Origin of the sequence: Novosphingobium colocasiae, assembly GCF_014652555.1 — a bacterium.
Taxonomy (GTDB): domain Bacteria; phylum Pseudomonadota; class Alphaproteobacteria; order Sphingomonadales; family Sphingomonadaceae; genus Novosphingobium; species Novosphingobium colocasiae.
The window spans coordinates 318,961-335,107 of sequence record NZ_BMZA01000002.1 but is presented as its reverse complement, the minus strand read 5'-3'; the positions used below and the strand labels follow the sequence as shown (position 1 = coordinate 335,107).

Sequence of the window (16,147 nt, the reverse complement as noted above, 5' to 3'; positions counted from 1 at the left end):
GGGGCGAGACTTGCGTGATCAAGCTTATGGAGCGTCAGCCGAAGCTGAAATCGACCATGATCTCGCCCGAGATCGCCTCCAGCGCATCGCGCACCTGATCGGCATCGGTATCAGCAGGAAGGGTGATGCGGGCGCGGGCGCGGAACAGGCTTTCGGCCGACCATGATCCGATCTCGGCGGTGGAATCGAATTCCTCGATGTTCGCGCCCAGCCTTGCCAGCACGCCGGTCACCTCGCGCACGATGCCGGGGCGGTCCTGCCCGACCAGTTCCACTTCGAGCCCGCGTGCCGGTGCCGCCGCGCCTTCGCCCGCCGCCACCAGCGCCACCCGCAACCCGGCCGGATCGATCCGCTGTGCCGCGGCTTCCAGCCCGCTGACGGCATCGTCCGCCAGCTCCACCAGCACCGATCCGACATATTGCCCGCCGAGGCGCGACAGATGGCTTTCCAGCCAGTTGCCGCCGGCCCCGTGGACCGCTTCGGCCAGCGCCTGCGTCAGGCCGGGGCGATCGCTGCCGACAATGGTCAGGATGATGCGGGTGGTCATGTCGGGTCCTCTCTGGCGGTCATGTTCTCACGGGGATGGGCGTTGCGATAGACGTCCAGCAGCAGCGCGGCATCCACCTTGGTATAGATCTGGGTCGAGCCGAGACTGGCGTGGCCGAGCAGTTCCTGCAAGCTGCGCAGGTCGGCACCCGCGCCCAAGAGGTGCGTGGCGAAGCTGTGGCGCAATGCGTGCGGCGTGGCAGTAGGCGGCAGGCCCAGCGCCACGCGCGCCCGGGCCACTGCCTTCTGCACCATGCCGGGAGACAGCGGCCCACCCTTGGCCCCGCGAAACAGCGGCTGATCCGGCGGCAGCGGCCAAGGGCACTGCGCGGCGTAGTCCGCCATTCCCGCGCGCACGATCGGCAGCAGCGGCACCACGCGCTGCTTGCCGCCCTTGCCGGTGACGCGCAGAGTGTCCCCGGCCGAGAGCGCGGCGGCGCTGAGGGCCAGCGCCTCGGCAATCCGCAGCCCGGCCCCGTAGAGCAGCAGCAAAACCGCCCGATCGCGCGCGCCGATCCAGCCCTCAGCCGCATCGTCGTCTACCGTTTGCGCGAGGTTGATCGCTTCGTCGGGGGTGACCGGGCGCGGCAGGCCCTTTTTGATCCGGGGCCCACGCATGCGCGGCTTTACCCCTTCGCCCAGCCCCGCCTGCGCCCGCGCGAATGTCAGGAACCCCTTGAGCGCGGACAATTCGCGCGCTGCCGACGTGTTGGCAAGGCCATCGGCGCGGCGATCGCCAAGATGCGCGCGCAGCGCCGCGGTGTCGAGCCGTGCTAGAACCGTCCAGTCATGTGCCGCCGTGGCATCGAGCAGCCGCGCCGCCGTGGCAAGATAGGCGCGCACCGTATGCGGGCTGCGCCGCCGCGCATGGGTCAGATGCTGCCCCCATGCTTCGAGGACATCGGCCTTGGTCACGGGCTGACCAGCTCTGCCGGAACCAGTTCGCCCAGCAACCCGTCGAGCAGGTTCATTCCGCGTTCGGTCACCGTCAGTCGCGCGCCTTGCTGTCGCACCAGCCCCTGTTCGGCATAGAAGGCAGCCTTGTCGGCATGGCACAGGTCCGCAGGGGTGAGCCCGAAGCGGGCAGCGGTGTGCTCCAGATCCACCCCCTCCGCCAGCCGCAGTCCCATCAGCATGGCTTCCGAGGCCTGTTCGCGTGTGCCGAGGGCGCGGGTTTCGCTGATGCCGTTGTCGCAACGGCCAACCGCTTCCAGCCAGTTCTCCGGCTTGCGGTGGCGCACGGTGGCAACCGCCATACGCCGGCCGTGGGCTCCGGGGCCGATGCCGCAGTAATCCTGATATCGCCAGTAAGTCAGGTTGTGGCGGCTCTCCTCGCCCGGCCGGGCATGGTTGCTGATCTCATAGGCGGGCAACCCGGCTGCCGCCGTCATCGCCCGAGTGAGCGCGAACATGTCGGCGCAGGCGTCGTCGTCCAGCGGGGCGAAGTCACCTTTTCTTACCATGGTTTCGAAGCGGGTGCCCGGCTCGATGGTGAGCTGGTAGAGCGAGAGGTGGCCGGTGCCGAACGCCAGCGCGCGGGTCAGCTCCGCCTCCCACTGCTGCAGGCTCTGCCCCGGACGGGCGTAGATCAGGTCGAACGAGACCCGCGCGAAGTTCCTTTGGGCAACCTCCAGCGCCGCCAGCCCTTCGCGCGCATCGTGGAGGCGGCCGAGGAAACGTAGCGTTTCATCGTCGAGCGCCTGCAGGCCAAGGCTGACGCGGTTGACCCCGGCATCAGCGAGCGCGGCATAGTTCGCCGCCTCAACCGAAGAAGGATTGCCTTCCAGCGTGATCTCTATGCCCGGCGCGAAGCCCCACAGCCGTTCCGCCTCGGCCAGCAGCCGCCCGACCAGCGCCGGGGGCATCAGCGACGGGGTGCCGCCGCCGAAGAAGATCGAGGCCAGCGGCTCTGCCTCCACCATCGCCCGTTCGTGGCGCATGTCCGCCAGCATCGCCGCTTCCATCGCCGCCATGTCCACCCGGTCGCGGACATGGCTGTTGAAGTCGCAGTAGGGACATTTGGCGAGACAGAACGGCCAGTGGATGTAGAGCGCGCGGGCCATGCTGCATGGGGGGCCTTGCAGCGGCGAAGTCAAGCCCCGGTCAGCGCGCGGGCAGGTCGAAATGCCCCGCCAGGGCATAGTTCCCCGCCATCCCGGCGATCTGGTACGAGCCCTCGGGCAGCTTGTCGGCCGAATAGGGGTTCTTGAAACCGGGCGGCACTTGCGGGAAGACGACGTGGGTTGTGCAGGGTGCCTTGAGCGCCGGATCGCGCTCTATCCGCCACGCCACGGTGCGGCGCATCTGCATGCCGCCGATCTCAAGACTGTCAATGCAGCGGCCCGAGGGCAGCGATATCGCGATGTCCTGATCGGTGCGCACGGTCACTTCCAACATGTCGATCCGCTCGCATCCGCCGAGCGGCAGGATCAACAGGGCGGCAATAAGGGGCCGGTAAGACCCAATGGGGCGGCGGAGCATCGGCTGTCCTCGATCAGCAAGCGGCAACGGGATCAATAGCCCCAGTCGTCCAGCGCGGGTTCGAAAATATGGGCGACCGGGGCGATATGGCGGCCATAACGCTGCCAGTGGGCGACCTTGGCGGTGGTGAGCGGCTGGCGGACCTGCGCCCGGCTGGGTGAGGCGATGGTCTGGCCGGGCGATGCCTGGTGGAAATGGTGCATGGCATCGCGCCAGCCTATTCCAGTGCCGGCCAGTGCGCGGCGCATCGTGCCCTCCAGATCGGCCACGAGCGCTTCGTAGCGCACTTCGCAGTAGTGCAGGCCCAGCGCATCGCGATGCCGGTGCCACTGTGCGCTGATTGCCGCATGGAAGCGCGCAGCGTCGGCAAGCCGCAGCATGTGCACGGTGGAGGGGCCGGGCGGCATCAGTTGCAGGCACGCCGAAATGCAGGCGTCGCGCGGATCGCGGACCATGAAGCGGATCGGCGCTTCGGGGAAGAGCCGCAGAATCAGCGGCAGGTCGATCGCGTTGAGCGTGAACTTGTCGACCAGCCGTTCGGTGCCCAGCGGGCCGGTGCGCATTTCCGCAATGGCCCGGTAGCGGGCCCGCAGCGCGGCGCGGGCGGGGCGGTCCAGATTGTCCAGCCGGGCGATGCGGGTCTGCGGACTGCCGGGACTGCCCGCCTGGAACGCCTGTATCACGCCCGACAGGACCGGCTCCTCATCCGCCACCCGGACTTGCGGATCGGTGGCGAGGATCTGCTGCATCAGGGTCGTGCCGGAGCGCAGGAATCCGATCACGAACAGCGGGGCCCAGCCGTCATCCGCCGGGGGTTCGTCCCGCCAGCGCCGGACCATGGCAGCGTCGAAAGCCGCCGCGTCGGCGGCGAGGATCGCGGGCACCAGCGCGCGGTCGGCCGCGCGGTATTCGGGGAGGGCATCGCAGAGCGCCGCGCCACGCGCGATCTCGGCGAAGGCTTCGTCCGCCCGGCCCAGACGGTCGAGCGCGCGGGCGCGTTCCTTGGCAATGCGGAAGGCGTCGATCGGGGTGATGACCGCCGGATCGATCCCGTCCAACCGCGCCAGCGCGTCCGCAGCGCGGCCCATGTCGCTCTCGACACTGGCGGCCAGCACATCGCGCGCGGCGGTGGCGGGGGCGAGGCCCCGCGCTATTTCCAGAGCCACCAGCGCGCGCTCGGGAGCGCCGGTCTGTGCGGCCGCGGTGGCGATGAGCATCTGTGCCTGCAGGCTGGCGGGCCGCAGGGCTGCCACGCGATCGGCGACGGCGAGCGAGCCTGCAGCATCGCCCTGTTGCTGAAGCAGTGCGGCAATCGGTAAGGCGCTGTCCGGCGCGGTTTCGCACAGCAGGATGCCGCCATCGCGCAAAGCAGTGCAGCCTTCGAACGTGTGCCCGCCGGCGCAGAGCGCCTGCCCCAGCCAGATGCGCGCGGAGGCATCGCCCGGCCTATCGGCAAGCACGCGCCGCAGATAGCCCACCGCCTCGCCCAGCCGCCCTGCGCGCAAGGCGTCCTGCCCGGCGCGGCGCGGATCAATCGTTGCGGGCATCGCCGAACTGGCCGGCCACAAGCTTGGCGAAGGCATCGGCGCGATGGCTGATGGCCTGCTTTTCGACAGGATCGATTTCGGCGAACGTCTCGGTTCGGCCGTGGGGGACGAACACCGGATCATACCCGAAGCCGCGATCGCCGCGCGGGGGCCAGTGGAAGGTGCCGTCCACCCGTCCTTCGTAGACTGCCTCGGTTCCGTCGGGCCAGGCGATCGCCAGTACGCAGGAAAACCAGCAGGACCGATCCACTTGGCGGCCGAGGCCGCACAGCAGCCCTTCGACCTTGCCCATCGCCATGAACCAGTCGCGCCCCGGCGGGCCTTCGAACGGCTGCCGCTCTGCCCAGTCGGCGGTATAGACCCCCGGCCGGCCACCCAGTGCAGCAACGGAAAGCCCGGAATCGTCTGCCAGCGCCGGCAGGTTCGCTGCCCGCGCCGCCGCATGGGCTTTGAGAAGCGCGTTCTCGACAAAGGTGGTGCCCGTCTCTTCGGGTTCCGGCAGGCCCAGTTCCCCGGCGGAAACGCAATCCACGCCATAAGGCGCGAGCAGGGCCGAAATTTCCTTCAGCTTGCCCGCGTTGTGGGTGGCGATGACCAGTTTACCCGTCAACACGTCGTCATTCCCGCGAAGGGCGCACCAGCCCACCCCGCTGCGGCTGGTTCGCTGCGCTCACAAGCCTCGCTCCCCTCCCGCTCGCGGGAGGGGCTGGGGGTGGGCCTCCGGATCACCGCCCGGTCGCGGCACCCTGCGCCGCGAACACGCGCTCGCAGCCGATGCGGGCGAGGCGGAGGAGACGCAGGAGGCCTTCTTCGTCATAAGTCGCGCCTTCGGCGGTGGCCTGCACTTCGGCGATCTGGCCGCCTTCGATCAGCACGAAGTTGGCATCGGCATCGGCAGAGCTGTCCTCGATATAATCGAGATCAAGCACCGGGGTGCCATCGCAGATGCCGCAGGAGATCGCGGCGACGCGGGCCTGGATCGGATCGTCCTTGATCTTGCCCTCGGCGATCAGCTTGTCGACCGCGAGACGCAGCGCGACCCAGGCGCCCGAGATCGAGGCGGTGCGGGTCCCGCCATCGGCCTGGATCACGTCGCAATCGAGGACGATCTGGCGTTCGCCCAGCTTCTTCATATCAACCACGGCGCGCAACGAACGGCCGATCAGACGCTGGATTTCCTGCGTGCGGCCCGATTGCTTGCCCTTGGCGGCTTCACGCGAACCGCGCGTGTGAGTGGCGCGGGGCAGCATGGAATACTCCGCTGTAACCCAGCCTTCGCCCTTGCCGCGCAGGAACGGCGGGACCTTTTCCTCGACCGAAGCGGTGACCAGCACCCGCGTATCGCCGAAGGAAACGAGCACCGAACCTTCCGCGTGCTTGGTGAAACCGGTCTGGATGTCGATAACGCGCATCTCGTCGGGCGCGCGGCCGGAAGGTCGCATGGGATTTCCTTGAACGTGGGTTATGCGCGGCGCTTTCGCCGATCAGGCTTGTGACCGCAAGGGCTTTGCCTAAATTGCAGGGCATATGCCCACACCACCCATCACCGAACTGACCAGTCGCGCGCGCGAGATTTTCCGGCTCGTCGTCGAAGGCTATCTCGAAAACGGGACGCCGATGGGGTCCAAGGCGCTGACGGCGGGGATGGGGCTGTCTTCGGCGTCGATCCGGTCAGTACTGGCCGATCTGGAAGGGCTGGGGCTGCTGGCCGCGCCGCATACCAGCGCCGGGCGGCTGCCAACTGAGGCGGGCCTGCGCCTGTTCGTGGACGGGATCATGCAGGTGGCCGAGCCGACAGCGGAAGAGCGCGCCGTGATTGAGCAGCGGATCGCCGCGCCGGGGCCGGTGGAGGCGGCGCTGGAGGCGACGAGTGCGCTGCTCTCCAGTCTTTCGTCCGGCGCGGGCGTGGTCATGGTGCCCCGGCGCGAGCCGCGACTGGTTCATCTGCAACTGGTGCCGCTGGCCCCCGGCCGGGCACTGGCGGTGCTGGTGGGCGAGGATGGTGCGGTGGAGAACCGGGTGCTGGACCTGCCGCCGGACCTGCCGCCCGGCGCGCTGGAGGAAGCATCGAACTATATCTCCGCGCACCTCGGCGGGCGCACGCTGTCCGAAGCCGGGCGGGCGATGCGGGCGGCGATCGCCTCAGGACGGACCGCGCTCGATGCGGCGAGCCGGGATCTGGTGGAACGCGGGCTGGCGGTGTGGACGCAGGACACGCTGCACCGGCCGGTGCTGATCGTGCGCGGCCAGGCCAACCTGCTGGACGAGACGGCGATCTCCGACCTTGAACGGGTGCGCTCCCTGCTGGACGATCTGGAGAACAAGCAATCCGTCGCCGACCTGCTCGACATGGCGCGCGAGGCGGAATCGACGCGCATTTTCATCGGTTCGGAGAACCGGCTGTTCGCGCTGTCTGGCTCGTCGGTCATCGCCTCGCCCTATCGCGACCGCGAGGGCAGGGTGGTCGGCGTGGTGGGGGTGATCGGGCCGACGCGGTTGAATTATGCGCGCGTCGTCCCCATGGTGGATTTCACAGCCCGCAGCCTGGGCAAACTCATCCGATAAGCTGGAAAACAAGACAGACATGACTGACGACAAGACGCAGCCATCAGAAGACAAGGCCGTGGACGCGGCGGTGGCCGAGGAACTCAGGGGCGTGCCGGAAGACCTGATCGAAAAGCCGGGCGATGAAGTCGCGCGGCTGCGCGAGGAACTGGAGATCGCGAAGCAGGACATGCTCTATGCCCGCGCCGAAACCCAGAACGTGCGCCGCCGGCTGGAAAAGGACATCGCCGATACCCGCACGTATGCCGCGACCAGTTTTGCCCGCGATATCCTGTCGGTATCCGACAACCTGGCGCGCGCGCTGTCGTCGATCCCGGCGGACCTGCGCGAGGATGACAAGATGAAGAACCTCGTCGCCGGCATCGAGGCGACCGGGCGCGAGATCGAGAAGGTCTTCGCCAGCCACGGCATCACCCGCATCGCCGCGATGGGCCTGCCGCTTGACCCCAACCAGCACCAGGCGATGATCGAAATGCCCTCGGCCGATGCCGAGCCGGGCACGGTCATCCAGGAACTCCAGGCCGGCTACATGATCAAGGACCGCCTGCTGCGCCCGGCAATGGTGGCAGTGGCGAAGAAGCCGGACTGAGGCTACGCTGTTTCGAGTTGCCCGGCGATGTCCTCGACACGCCGGGTCAGCTCCCGCATCTGATCAAAGCTCAGCAATCGGCACGGCGGGAAGGGCAAAACGGTCGCCGCGCTGTTGACGAAGCGCGCGTGCTTGACTCCGTCCAAATCGATGATCTGCATTCGGCTATGTGCCATATCTGCGCGGGTGGGCAGAAACTCTTCCAGCGCGGTCAATAGCTTTTCGATCGCCAGCTTGCGCTGCTTGGTGTATGTCGGCGAAGCCTTCACCAAACCCAGAGCAGCACACTTCGCCGCAATAGGCTTGGTGCCGCCGATTTCTCCGAACTGGTAGAGCAAGCGGACGACGGCAGCCTCGGCCGTCGCGAAGGCGTCGATGCAGCGGCTCCTTTGACGGTGAAAGGCGTCTGTTCCGGTTGACGGCTTGATCGGAGTCGGGGCGTTCATGCCCGTTCTCTACCGCGATTTTCCTGCCGCCCGGTTAAACGGCTACGGACCGAGTGGCGGTCGAGCGGTGGTCGTCAAGAGATGGATCGTTGCGAAAAGGGGAACATGGGGCCCGTTGCGCCGTTGATCCGGGCATACAAGCCCTTCGGAGATACCTCATGCGCAAGCTTATTCTTCCCCTCGCCGCAGCCGCCGCCTTCAGCGTGGCCGGCTGCGCCAGCAACTATGCCGGTGAAGGCGCCCTCGCTGGCGGCGCGCTGGGCGCTGGTATCGGTGCAGTGACCGGCGGCGATGTTGGTACGGGTGCCGCGATCGGCGCGGCGGCCGGTGCCGTCGCCGGATCGACCGCCAAGAAGCATGATGGCTGCTACCGCTATGACCGCGACGGCCGCCGCTACTGGGACCGCGATTGCTGATCAACGGCACTTGCTAACGACGCTACGGCCGGCCATCGTCGCGATGTCCGGCCGTTTCGTTGTCCGGATCAGGGAAACGGCAGGATGCCCGCATAGCTGGCCAGCGGCGGCGCGCCGGGGATCGTCACGCCGCGCTGCATCAGGAAGACATGGCGGACGATTTCAGCCTGCTGTTCGATGCCGTATCGCTGCAGCGCCCAGCCGGGCCGCAGCGCATAGTCATAACGGCTCCACGGATGGCGCATGAGCGGCAGATAATAGCGCCCGCGCGTCTGCGCCTGCCAGACGTGAACCATTTCGTGGATGAACAGCCCCTGCGCGCCCAGACCGGCGTCCGCGAAATCATCGTGGTATAGCGGCGAGGCGGGGTGGAAGTGCAGGTGGCCGCACGGGGCCATCACCGTGCGCACCGGTTGCAGCGGAAACCAGCGGCGACGGCGAATCCGCACCGGATCGCAATCCACCGCCGCCCCGAACACCTCGCCGACCAGCCAACGCTCCCCCGCCGTCAGGGCGCGTTCCTTGCCCGCCGGGCAGCTTGTCTTCCGATCGGTCAGTGGGTCATGCCTTCCATGCTGCCCATGTCGTGGCCGCTCATGTCATGGCCGGCCATGCCGCCGCTGTCTTCGCCCATCGCCGAAACTGTCAGCGGCAACGAAGCCTTGTCGCCATCTGCGAAGGTCAGGGTCAGTTCGGCCGCGCCGCCGCTCTTGAGCTTGGGATCGAGGTCGAACACCATCACATGCAGGCCGCCCGGTGCGAACGTCACATCCGCGCCCGGTTCCAGTTGCAGTTCCTTGACCGCGCTCATCGTGCCGCCATCGGTCTTGTGGATTTCGGCCCGGCCTGCGCCGCTGACATCGACGCCGGCCAGCGTCGCCGCGCCGGGGCCACCGTTGCGGACGGTGAAATAGACCACCCCCGGCCGCCCGGGAACGGCCGGCAGCACCAGCTTGCCGTCGCTCACGGCAATGCCCGGCTTGGCATCGGGTCCGGCAACCGGCGTGGTGTCCGGCGCGGCAGTGGCTGCACCGCTATCGGTCGCCTCGGGCGTCTTGCTGCAGGCGGCCAGCGTGAGCGCAGCCGCCAGCGACAGGGCGAAAGGCGCGGTCCGCCGCGGTTTCCACAGGTTGTTCACAGGCTATCCTTCCTCGGCAAATATCTGTCCCGAATTCGCCCGCGTCATGCCACCTGAACGGTCTTGTTCCAAGCAAAACCGCTCCTATATGCGCCTCGACGACTTGAACGTCACCGAGCCGCCAAGCCGCCTTGCCTCGCATGGGGGAGGCGATCCGCGCGGTGTCACAGCAGGACGCAAGGAACAGGATTAATGGCAAAAGTAATCGGTATCGACCTCGGCACCACCAATAGCTGTGTGGCCGTGATGGACGGGGGCAAGCCCAAGGTCATCGAGAATTCGGAAGGCGCGCGCACCACGCCGTCGATCGTCGCCTTCACCAAGGATGGTGAGCGGCTGATCGGCCAGCCGGCCAAGCGCCAGGCGGTGACCAACCCCAACAACACGATTTTCGCGGTAAAGCGCCTGATCGGCCGCCGCTTTGACGACCCGGTGACCAAGAAGGACACCGAGCTTGTCCCTTACACCATCACCAAGGGCAAGAACGGTGACGCCTGGGTCGAAGCCGGCGGTGAGGATTACAGCCCGTCGCAGATCAGCGCCTTCACCCTGCAGAAGATGAAGGAAACGGCCGAATCGTATCTGGGTGAAACGGTTACCCAGGCGGTCATCACCGTTCCCGCCTACTTCAACGACGCCCAGCGCCAGGCGACCAAGGACGCCGGCCAGATCGCCGGGCTCGAAGTGCTGCGCATCATCAACGAACCGACCGCTGCCGCGCTCGCCTACGGGCTGGAGAAGCAGGACGGCAAGACCATCGCGGTCTACGACCTCGGCGGCGGCACCTTCGACGTTTCGATCCTCGAGATCGGCGACGGCGTGTTCGAGGTGAAGTCGACCAACGGCGATACCTTCCTGGGCGGCGAAGATTTCGACACGAAGGTTGTCGAGTGGCTGGCCGACAAGTTCAAGTCCAAGGAAAACATGGACTTGCGCACTGACAAGCTGGCCCTGCAGCGGCTCAAGGAAGCGGCCGAAAAGGCGAAGATCGAACTGTCGAGCACCGCTTCGACCGAGATCAACCTGCCGTTCATCACCGCGCGCATGGAAGGCGGCGCCACCACGCCGCTGCACCTCGTCGAGACGGTGACCCGCGCCGACCTCGAAAAGATGGTCGACGACCTGATCAAGCGCACTATCGAACCGTGCAAGAAGGCGCTGGCCGATGCCGGCGTGTCGGCTTCGGACATCGATGAAGTGGTTCTGGTCGGCGGCATGACCCGCATGCCCAAGGTGCGCGAAGTCGTGAAGCAGTTCTTCGGCAAGGAACCGCACACCGGCGTGAACCCGGACGAAGTCGTCGCCATGGGCGCGGCGATCCAGGCCGGCGTTCTCCAGGGCGATGTCAAGGACGTGCTGCTGCTCGACGTGACTCCGCTGTCGCTGGGGATCGAGACTCTAGGCGGCATCATGACCCGCATGATCGATCGCAACACCACGATCCCGACCAAGAAGAGCCAAGTCTACTCGACCGCCGAGGACAACCAGCAGGCGGTGACGATCCGCGTGTTCCAGGGCGAGCGCGAGATGGCGCAGGACAACAAGCTGCTGGGCCAGTTCGACCTCGTCGGAATCCCGGCCGCACGCCGCGGCGTCCCGCAGATCGAGGTGACGTTCGATATCGATGCGAACGGCATCGTCAACGTTTCGGCCAAGGACAAGGGCACCGGCAAGGAGCAGCAGATCCGCATCCAGGCCTCTGGCGGTCTGTCGGATTCCGACATCGACCAGATGGTCCGCGATGCCGAGAAGTTCGCCGAGGAAGACAAGAAGCGGCGCGAGGGCGCGGAAGCGCGCAATAACGCCGACAGTCTTGTCCATGCGACCGAACAGCAGCTTGCCGAGCATGGCGACAAGATCGACGCCGCGCTCAAGTCCGAAGTCGAGGCCGCGATTGCCGAAGCCAAGTCGGCGATCGAGGGTGGCGATACCACCGCGATCAACGACAAGGCGCAGGCGCTGACCCAGGTGGCGATGAAGATGGGCCAGGCGATCTACGAGAAGGAACAGGCCAGCGCCGGTTCGCCGGGTGCCGCACCGGCCGGTGACGAAGACGTGGTCGACGCCGAGTTCTCGGAAGTCGACGATAACAAGGGCTGATCCAGCCAACGGAGATAAACCATGATCGTCATTCCCGCGAAGGCGGGAACCCATCTTCCGACCTGCGATGAACGGAACGGTATGAGATGGGCCCCCGCCTTCGCGGGGGTGACGAGGGTTTATTGGGGATGAGCACTTGAGCACTGAAATCGACTATTACGAACTGCTCGAAGTCGAGCGCACTGCTGACGACAAGACGCTCAAGTCGTCCTACCGCCGGCTCGCCATGCGCTATCACCCGGACAAGAATCCGGGCTGCAAGGATTCCGAAAGCCGCTTCAAGCAGATCAACGAGGCATACGATTGTCTCAAGGACCCGCAGAAGCGCGCCGCTTATGACCGCTTCGGCCATGCCGCGTTCCAGCAGGGCATGGGCGGTGGTGGCCAAGGCGGGATGGGCGCCGAATTCGGCGACATCGGTGATATCTTCGAATCGATCTTCGGCAGCGCCTTTGGCGGCGGCGGCCGCCAGCAGGCGCGGCGCGGCGCGGACTTGCGCTATGACATGGAAGTCAGCCTGGACGAGGCGTTCCATGGCAAGGACACCGAAATCACCATCGAAGTCTCGCAAACCTGCGAGCCGTGTTCCGGGTCGGGGTCCGAACCGGGCACCGGCCGTTCGCGCTGTGGCACCTGTAACGGCCACGGCAAGGTCCGAGCCCAGCAGGGTTTCTTCGTCGTCGAGCGTGCCTGCCCCACCTGCCACGGCCGGGGCGAGGTGATCGAACGGCCGTGCCGCGCCTGCGGCGGCGAGGGCCGCGTGGATCGGCCGCAGACGCTGGAAGTGACGATCCCGCCCGGCGTCGATTCGGGCACCCGCATCCGGCTTTCGGGCAAGGGCGAGGCGGGCCCGCACGGCGCGCCCTCGGGCGACCTTTACATTTTCCTTCACGTCCGCCGCCACAAGGTATTCGAGCGTGACGGGACGACCCTGCTGACGCGGGTGCCGATCACGTTCACCACGGCGGCGCTCGGCGGATCGATCGAGATGCCCGGCATCGACGGGCAGGCAATCCAGCTTGATATTCCGGCCGGCATCCAGTCGGGCAAGCAATTGCGCAAGCGCGGGGCCGGGATGCCGGTGCTGCAGGGCCGGGGCCGCGGCGACATGGTGATCGAAATACAGGTCGAAACGCCGACTCGCCTCACCGCCCGCCAGAAGGAATTGCTGCGCGAATTGCAGGATACCGAAACCGGTGACGAGTGCCCGCAGTCCAAGGGCTTCTTCGACCGGATCAAGGATGTGTGGAACGACTTGACGGAGTAATGGCGAGGGCGGTCAAGCTCAATCAGATGCCCCGATCGTATTTGTGAGCCGCGAAATCTGAATCAACCTCCGTTCGTGTCGAGCGAAGTCGAGACACTCTTGCCCTGCGCTCACGTATCTCGACTTCGCTCGATACGAACGGAACTTCTGATGTCGATTAAACGCACGGCATTCTAACGGGTCCTGCCCTTGCTAGATTACCCCATCGCCTCCACCTCGCCCCTGATCCCCGCGACCAGCGCGGGGTCAGTGCGCAGGTTGCCTTCTTCCTCTTCCAGAATGGCGAGGAAGGCGGCCTTCTTGAACGCCATCGTTTCCGCAGCGCTCAGCGCGTGGACGGGATCGAGCGTCGAGGCGATGAGGTCGATCATCCGTTCCGCCCCTTGCAGCCGACCCCACAGGTAATCGTTTTCGCGATAGGCGCGGCTGAAGAATGCGCCGAAATTGTAGAATTCAGTCCCGCGCAGCGCTTCGGCGGCCTTGCCGGGGCGGATGGCGTTGCAATCCTGCGGACTGATGCGATCGACCTTGACCGGATCGAACTCGTTGAAACCCTCGCCACGGAACAGGGGCAGGGTGGCGGTATCGTAGAACGGGAAGCCGAGGAACGTCAGCAGGACGCGGCGGCGCAGCGGCGGCGGCATGATCGCCAGCGCCTCGCACAGCCGCGCATCGATCTCGGCATCATGCTCTACCAGCGCGCGAGCGGCGGCGACCTGGTCCAGAAATGCGCCGGGATCATCCATCACGCTTGAGGCGGGCGCGGTCAGATCGATGGCCAGTCCTGCCGCCGGCTCCAGCGCCAGATAGACGGCCAGCATCGCATAGATGCGCTCGCGCGCTTCGTCGCGATCCGCGTCGGTCACACCGGGCTCGTCCTCCCAGTCCTGCGTCACCCGGCGTGCCAGCAGGCGCAGGCGGCGGATGCGGAAATCGAGATCGTGCGCCCGCAGAAACGCCGCCATCCCAGCAGAGGACGGCCCCTTCAGATCGCGCAGGCGATCAAGCCCCGATGCCGCCAGCCAGGCGTGCAGACGCTGGGCGATGCCTTCGGGGTTCAGTCCGTCGTGCGGCGGGGCAGCCTCGAACGCCAGCCTGGCCAGCGCCGATACCACGCCCGAAAACTTGACCTGCGCATAGCCCTGATAGGCAAAGCCCGCCTGTTCCCACGCCTGCTGCTGCGCCCGCGCGCGCCAGGCGGCAATGCGGCGGGGCGTCGGCCAGTCGAGGAAAAAGGCCCCGCCGAACAGGCGTTCCACCGCCGCATCGACATCGGGGCGCAGCGCTTCGAGGATGCTGCGCAGGCGTGCCACTTCGCGCGAACGGCGCTCCAGCACTTCGAGATTGTCGCGGATCGGCTGTTCACGCGGAATGCCCGAGAGCGAGCCGAAGATGACCGGGAAGAACCCCGGTGCGCGAGCTGCCGTGGGCTGGGCATTGCGCCCGCGTTCGGGAGTCGGATCGATGTAGACGAAGCGGCGATCGACCTCGCGCGCCGCGGGTCGGTTGCGCAGCACGGACATCGCATCCGAGAACGGCGCGTTGACCAGCACCGACCCGTCGATCAGCGCGACGGAGGCGAGGGCATCGGCGCGGGCGTGTTCGGGCATGATTCGCTGCAGGAAGCCGTCGCGTTGCGGCCAGGGTATCGCGGCTTCTGCGGTTAGTCGATCGATCTCGGCGATTTCGAGCGGCGGGAAAGCGCCGGGAAAGCTGGCGGTGGCCCGCGCCGCGAACACCAGTTCGGGGATCGTGCCGAGTTGGTCCGCAGTGTCGGCCCGGCGGTGGCGGGCGGTGAAGCGGATCGGCAGGCGGTGCTCGCTTTCAACGACGATCCCCGGCGAATGCAGGCGCAGGGTCTGGGCATGGCCTTTGAAATCGGTGGCGGTGACCGACAGGTCGATCGGATGACGGTCGGGCAGCAATGGGGCACCGGCGGGCGCTGCCGCCATCGCGGTCAGGGCGCGGCACAGGAGGCGTGAAAAGCCGATGCCGCTGAACGGCGGTTCGAACCAGCGCGAGCGGATCAGCCGGGATAGCTTTTCGCGCACTTCCTCGCGCGTTTCGGGGGCGACGCTGGCGTTCACGGCATTGCCCGGCCGGTGCAGCAGCGCGGACACGATCGGCGCGGCCCAGAACTTGGCGGCTTTCGACCACGGCCGCGCATCGGGATCGAGCAGGACATCGACATCGGCGCATTCGAGCCACATCCCGGTCAGCGGTTCGAGCGATTGGCCGCTATGGATCGCCTGCGCCAGGAACACGCCGTTGATCCCGCCCGCGCTCGCCCCGGCGAGGATATCGACCAGCACCCGCAGCTTCAGCCGCTTGTCGGTTTCCAGCTTTTGCAGGAGCGAGAGATAGACCGCTTCGGACGGGCCGGGCGGTTCGGTGGCGGATTGCCCGTCGGCCTCGTTCCAGAAGACCCGGCTGGCGCGCAGAACCTTCCAGATCTCCTTGGTGACGCCGTGCATGTAGACCGCAAGGCTGATGCCGCCATAGCAGACAAGAGCGATCCGCAGTTCTTTGTGCCGCATCGCCCATTCATGTGCCGACAGGTGCGGGAAATCAATCGGTTGGGGGCAACTACGAAGCTGGATGTCCACTTTTGCGCACTGGCGTGGGCAGGTTGAGATAAACCGAGGTGTCCCGAGATTTTTACATCTTGCGTCACATCGACACGTGTGATTCTATGAAATCGATGACACCGATGAGCAATTCTACCCGACTCGGCAAGGAAAGGCTGGTTCAGTCCATAGCGCTGATCTGCCTGCTCGCCATGGGTGTGACAGCCATCGCCGGGCCCAGCGGGCTGATCGCCTGGGGCGAAAACCAGCGGATGCTCGATCATCGTCAGGCGTCGCTGCACAATCTTCAGGCCCAGCGCGAACGGCTGCGCAACCGTGTTAATCAGCTCGATCCGCGCCATGTCGATCCCGATCTTGCGGGCGAACTGATCCGCAAGGAACTTAACTTTGCGCATCCCGATGAAATGGTGATGCTGCTGCACTGATTACGCGTGCCATTCGGTTTGCGTTCGCTTCGGGCAATT

17 protein-coding genes are annotated in these 16,147 nt (G+C 66.5%); 6 read left to right on the top strand and 11 right to left on the bottom strand.

Going from position 1 to position 16,147, the window contains the following annotated elements:
* Positions 1 to 34 precede the first annotated feature (34 nt).
* The 7 genes from IE122_RS05395 to rph all read right to left on the bottom strand — a co-directional run bounded on the left by IE122_RS05395 (position 35) and on the right by rph (position 6,016).
* Complete coding sequence (locus IE122_RS05395) at positions 35 to 547, bottom strand: glycine cleavage system transcriptional repressor (protein ID WP_189620074.1); 513 nt, start codon at positions 545 to 547, stop codon at positions 35 to 37.
* Positions 544 to 1,461, bottom strand: a complete 918-nt coding sequence (locus tag IE122_RS05390; protein WP_189620073.1) for a tyrosine recombinase XerC — start codon at positions 1,459 to 1,461, stop codon at positions 544 to 546. Before IE122_RS05390 ends, IE122_RS05395 begins: the two co-directional genes overlap by 4 nt.
* Positions 1,458 to 2,609 carry a radical SAM family heme chaperone HemW gene (gene hemW / locus IE122_RS05385; protein ID WP_189620072.1) on the bottom strand — a complete coding sequence of 384 codons (1,152 nt, stop codon included), beginning with the start codon at positions 2,607 to 2,609 and terminating at the stop codon, positions 1,458 to 1,460. Before hemW ends, IE122_RS05390 begins: the two co-directional genes overlap by 4 nt.
* Before the next feature lie 40 nt (positions 2,610 to 2,649).
* A complete protein-coding gene (locus IE122_RS05380; protein WP_189620071.1) occupies positions 2,650 to 2,979 on the bottom strand; it encodes a hypothetical protein in 330 nt (109 codons plus the stop codon).
* 80 nt (positions 2,980 to 3,059) lie between these two features.
* Positions 3,060 to 4,574 (bottom strand): tetratricopeptide repeat-containing sulfotransferase family protein, encoded by a 1,515-nt coding sequence (locus IE122_RS05375; RefSeq protein ID WP_189620070.1) that lies wholly within the window; start codon positions 4,572 to 4,574, stop codon positions 3,060 to 3,062.
* A complete protein-coding gene (gene rdgB, locus IE122_RS05370; protein WP_189620069.1) occupies positions 4,558 to 5,187 on the bottom strand; it encodes an RdgB/HAM1 family non-canonical purine NTP pyrophosphatase in 630 nt (209 codons plus the stop codon). Before rdgB ends, IE122_RS05375 begins: the two co-directional genes overlap by 17 nt.
* Before the next feature lie 112 nt (positions 5,188 to 5,299).
* Positions 5,300 to 6,016 carry a ribonuclease PH gene (gene rph, locus IE122_RS05365; protein ID WP_189620068.1) on the bottom strand — a complete coding sequence of 239 codons (717 nt, stop codon included), beginning with the start codon at positions 6,014 to 6,016 and terminating at the stop codon, positions 5,300 to 5,302.
* Positions 6,017 to 6,101: 85 nt separating this feature from the next.
* Here rph and hrcA point away from each other — a divergent pair, with 85 nt between their 5' ends.
* Both hrcA and grpE read left to right on the top strand, forming a co-directional pair.
* A complete protein-coding gene (gene hrcA / locus IE122_RS05360) occupies positions 6,102 to 7,139 on the top strand; it encodes a heat-inducible transcriptional repressor HrcA (RefSeq protein WP_189620067.1) in 1,038 nt (345 codons plus the stop codon).
* Positions 7,140 to 7,158: 19 nt separating this feature from the next.
* Entirely contained in the window at positions 7,159 to 7,728 is a 570-nt protein-coding gene (grpE, locus tag IE122_RS05355; protein ID WP_189620066.1) for a nucleotide exchange factor GrpE, read from the top strand.
* 2 nt (positions 7,729 to 7,730) lie between these two features.
* Here grpE and IE122_RS05350 read toward each other — a convergent pair whose 3' ends face one another.
* A complete protein-coding gene (locus IE122_RS05350) occupies positions 7,731 to 8,174 on the bottom strand; it encodes a hypothetical protein (protein WP_189620065.1) in 444 nt (147 codons plus the stop codon).
* 158 nt (positions 8,175 to 8,332) lie between these two features.
* Between IE122_RS05350 and IE122_RS05345 the strand changes: the two genes are divergently transcribed.
* Complete coding sequence (locus IE122_RS05345) at positions 8,333 to 8,590, top strand: YMGG-like glycine zipper-containing protein (RefSeq protein ID WP_189620064.1); 258 nt, start codon at positions 8,333 to 8,335, stop codon at positions 8,588 to 8,590.
* 68 nt (positions 8,591 to 8,658) lie between these two features.
* Here the strand turns inward: IE122_RS05345 and IE122_RS05340 are convergent, their stop codons facing one another.
* Together IE122_RS05340 and IE122_RS05335 are read right to left on the bottom strand one after the other, a co-directional pair.
* Entirely contained in the window at positions 8,659 to 9,039 is a 381-nt protein-coding gene (locus tag IE122_RS05340) for a hypothetical protein (RefSeq protein ID WP_308430407.1), read from the bottom strand.
* Positions 9,040 to 9,143: 104 nt separating this feature from the next.
* The gene (locus tag IE122_RS05335; protein ID WP_229813781.1) at positions 9,144 to 9,728 is read right to left on the bottom strand and encodes a copper chaperone PCu(A)C; all 585 of its coding nucleotides are present in this window, start codon (positions 9,726 to 9,728) and stop codon (positions 9,144 to 9,146) included.
* A gap of 192 nt (positions 9,729 to 9,920) precedes the next feature.
* On the opposite strand from IE122_RS05335, the gene dnaK reads away from it, so the two are divergent.
* Complete coding sequence (gene dnaK, locus IE122_RS05330; protein WP_189620063.1) at positions 9,921 to 11,828, top strand: molecular chaperone DnaK; 1,908 nt, start codon at positions 9,921 to 9,923, stop codon at positions 11,826 to 11,828.
* 136 nt (positions 11,829 to 11,964) lie between these two features.
* Positions 11,965 to 13,095, top strand: coding sequence for a molecular chaperone DnaJ (gene dnaJ / locus IE122_RS05325; RefSeq protein ID WP_189620062.1), 1,131 nt, complete (start codon positions 11,965 to 11,967; stop codon positions 13,093 to 13,095).
* Positions 13,096 to 13,292: 197 nt separating this feature from the next.
* Here dnaJ and IE122_RS05320 read toward each other — a convergent pair whose 3' ends face one another.
* On the bottom strand, positions 13,293 to 15,632 hold the full coding sequence (locus tag IE122_RS05320) for a patatin-like protein (RefSeq protein WP_189620061.1): 2,340 nt from the start codon (positions 15,630 to 15,632) through the stop codon (positions 13,293 to 13,295).
* Between the two features lie 128 nt (positions 15,633 to 15,760).
* On the opposite strand from IE122_RS05320, the gene IE122_RS05315 reads away from it, so the two are divergent.
* The gene (locus tag IE122_RS05315) at positions 15,761 to 16,108 is read left to right on the top strand and encodes an FtsB family cell division protein (protein ID WP_308430406.1); all 348 of its coding nucleotides are present in this window, start codon (positions 15,761 to 15,763) and stop codon (positions 16,106 to 16,108) included.
* Positions 16,109 to 16,147: the final 39 nt, after the last annotated feature.

Excerpts from the sequence above, each read along its gene's own strand:
- hrcA (WP_189620067.1), top strand. The coding sequence starts at position 6,102 with ATGCCCACACCACCCATCACCGAACTGACCAGTCGCGCGCGCGAGATT.
- grpE (WP_189620066.1), top strand. The coding sequence starts at position 7,159 with ATGACTGACGACAAGACGCAGCCATCAGAAGACAAGGCCGTGGACGCG.
- dnaK (WP_189620063.1), top strand. The coding sequence starts at position 9,921 with ATGGCAAAAGTAATCGGTATCGACCTCGGCACCACCAATAGCTGTGTG.
- IE122_RS05395 (WP_189620074.1), bottom strand. The coding sequence starts at position 547 with ATGACCACCCGCATCATCCTGACCATTGTCGGCAGCGATCGCCCCGGC.
- rph (WP_189620068.1), bottom strand. The coding sequence starts at position 6,016 with ATGCGACCTTCCGGCCGCGCGCCCGACGAGATGCGCGTTATCGACATC.
- IE122_RS05350 (WP_189620065.1), bottom strand. The coding sequence starts at position 8,174 with ATGAACGCCCCGACTCCGATCAAGCCGTCAACCGGAACAGACGCCTTT.
- IE122_RS05320 (WP_189620061.1), bottom strand. The coding sequence starts at position 15,632 with ATGCGGCACAAAGAACTGCGGATCGCTCTTGTCTGCTATGGCGGCATC.
- hemW (WP_189620072.1), bottom strand. The coding sequence starts at position 2,609 with ATGGCCCGCGCGCTCTACATCCACTGGCCGTTCTGTCTCGCCAAATGT.
- IE122_RS05375 (WP_189620070.1), bottom strand. The coding sequence starts at position 4,574 with ATGCCCGCAACGATTGATCCGCGCCGCGCCGGGCAGGACGCCTTGCGC.
- IE122_RS05345 (WP_189620064.1), top strand. The coding sequence starts at position 8,333 with ATGCGCAAGCTTATTCTTCCCCTCGCCGCAGCCGCCGCCTTCAGCGTG.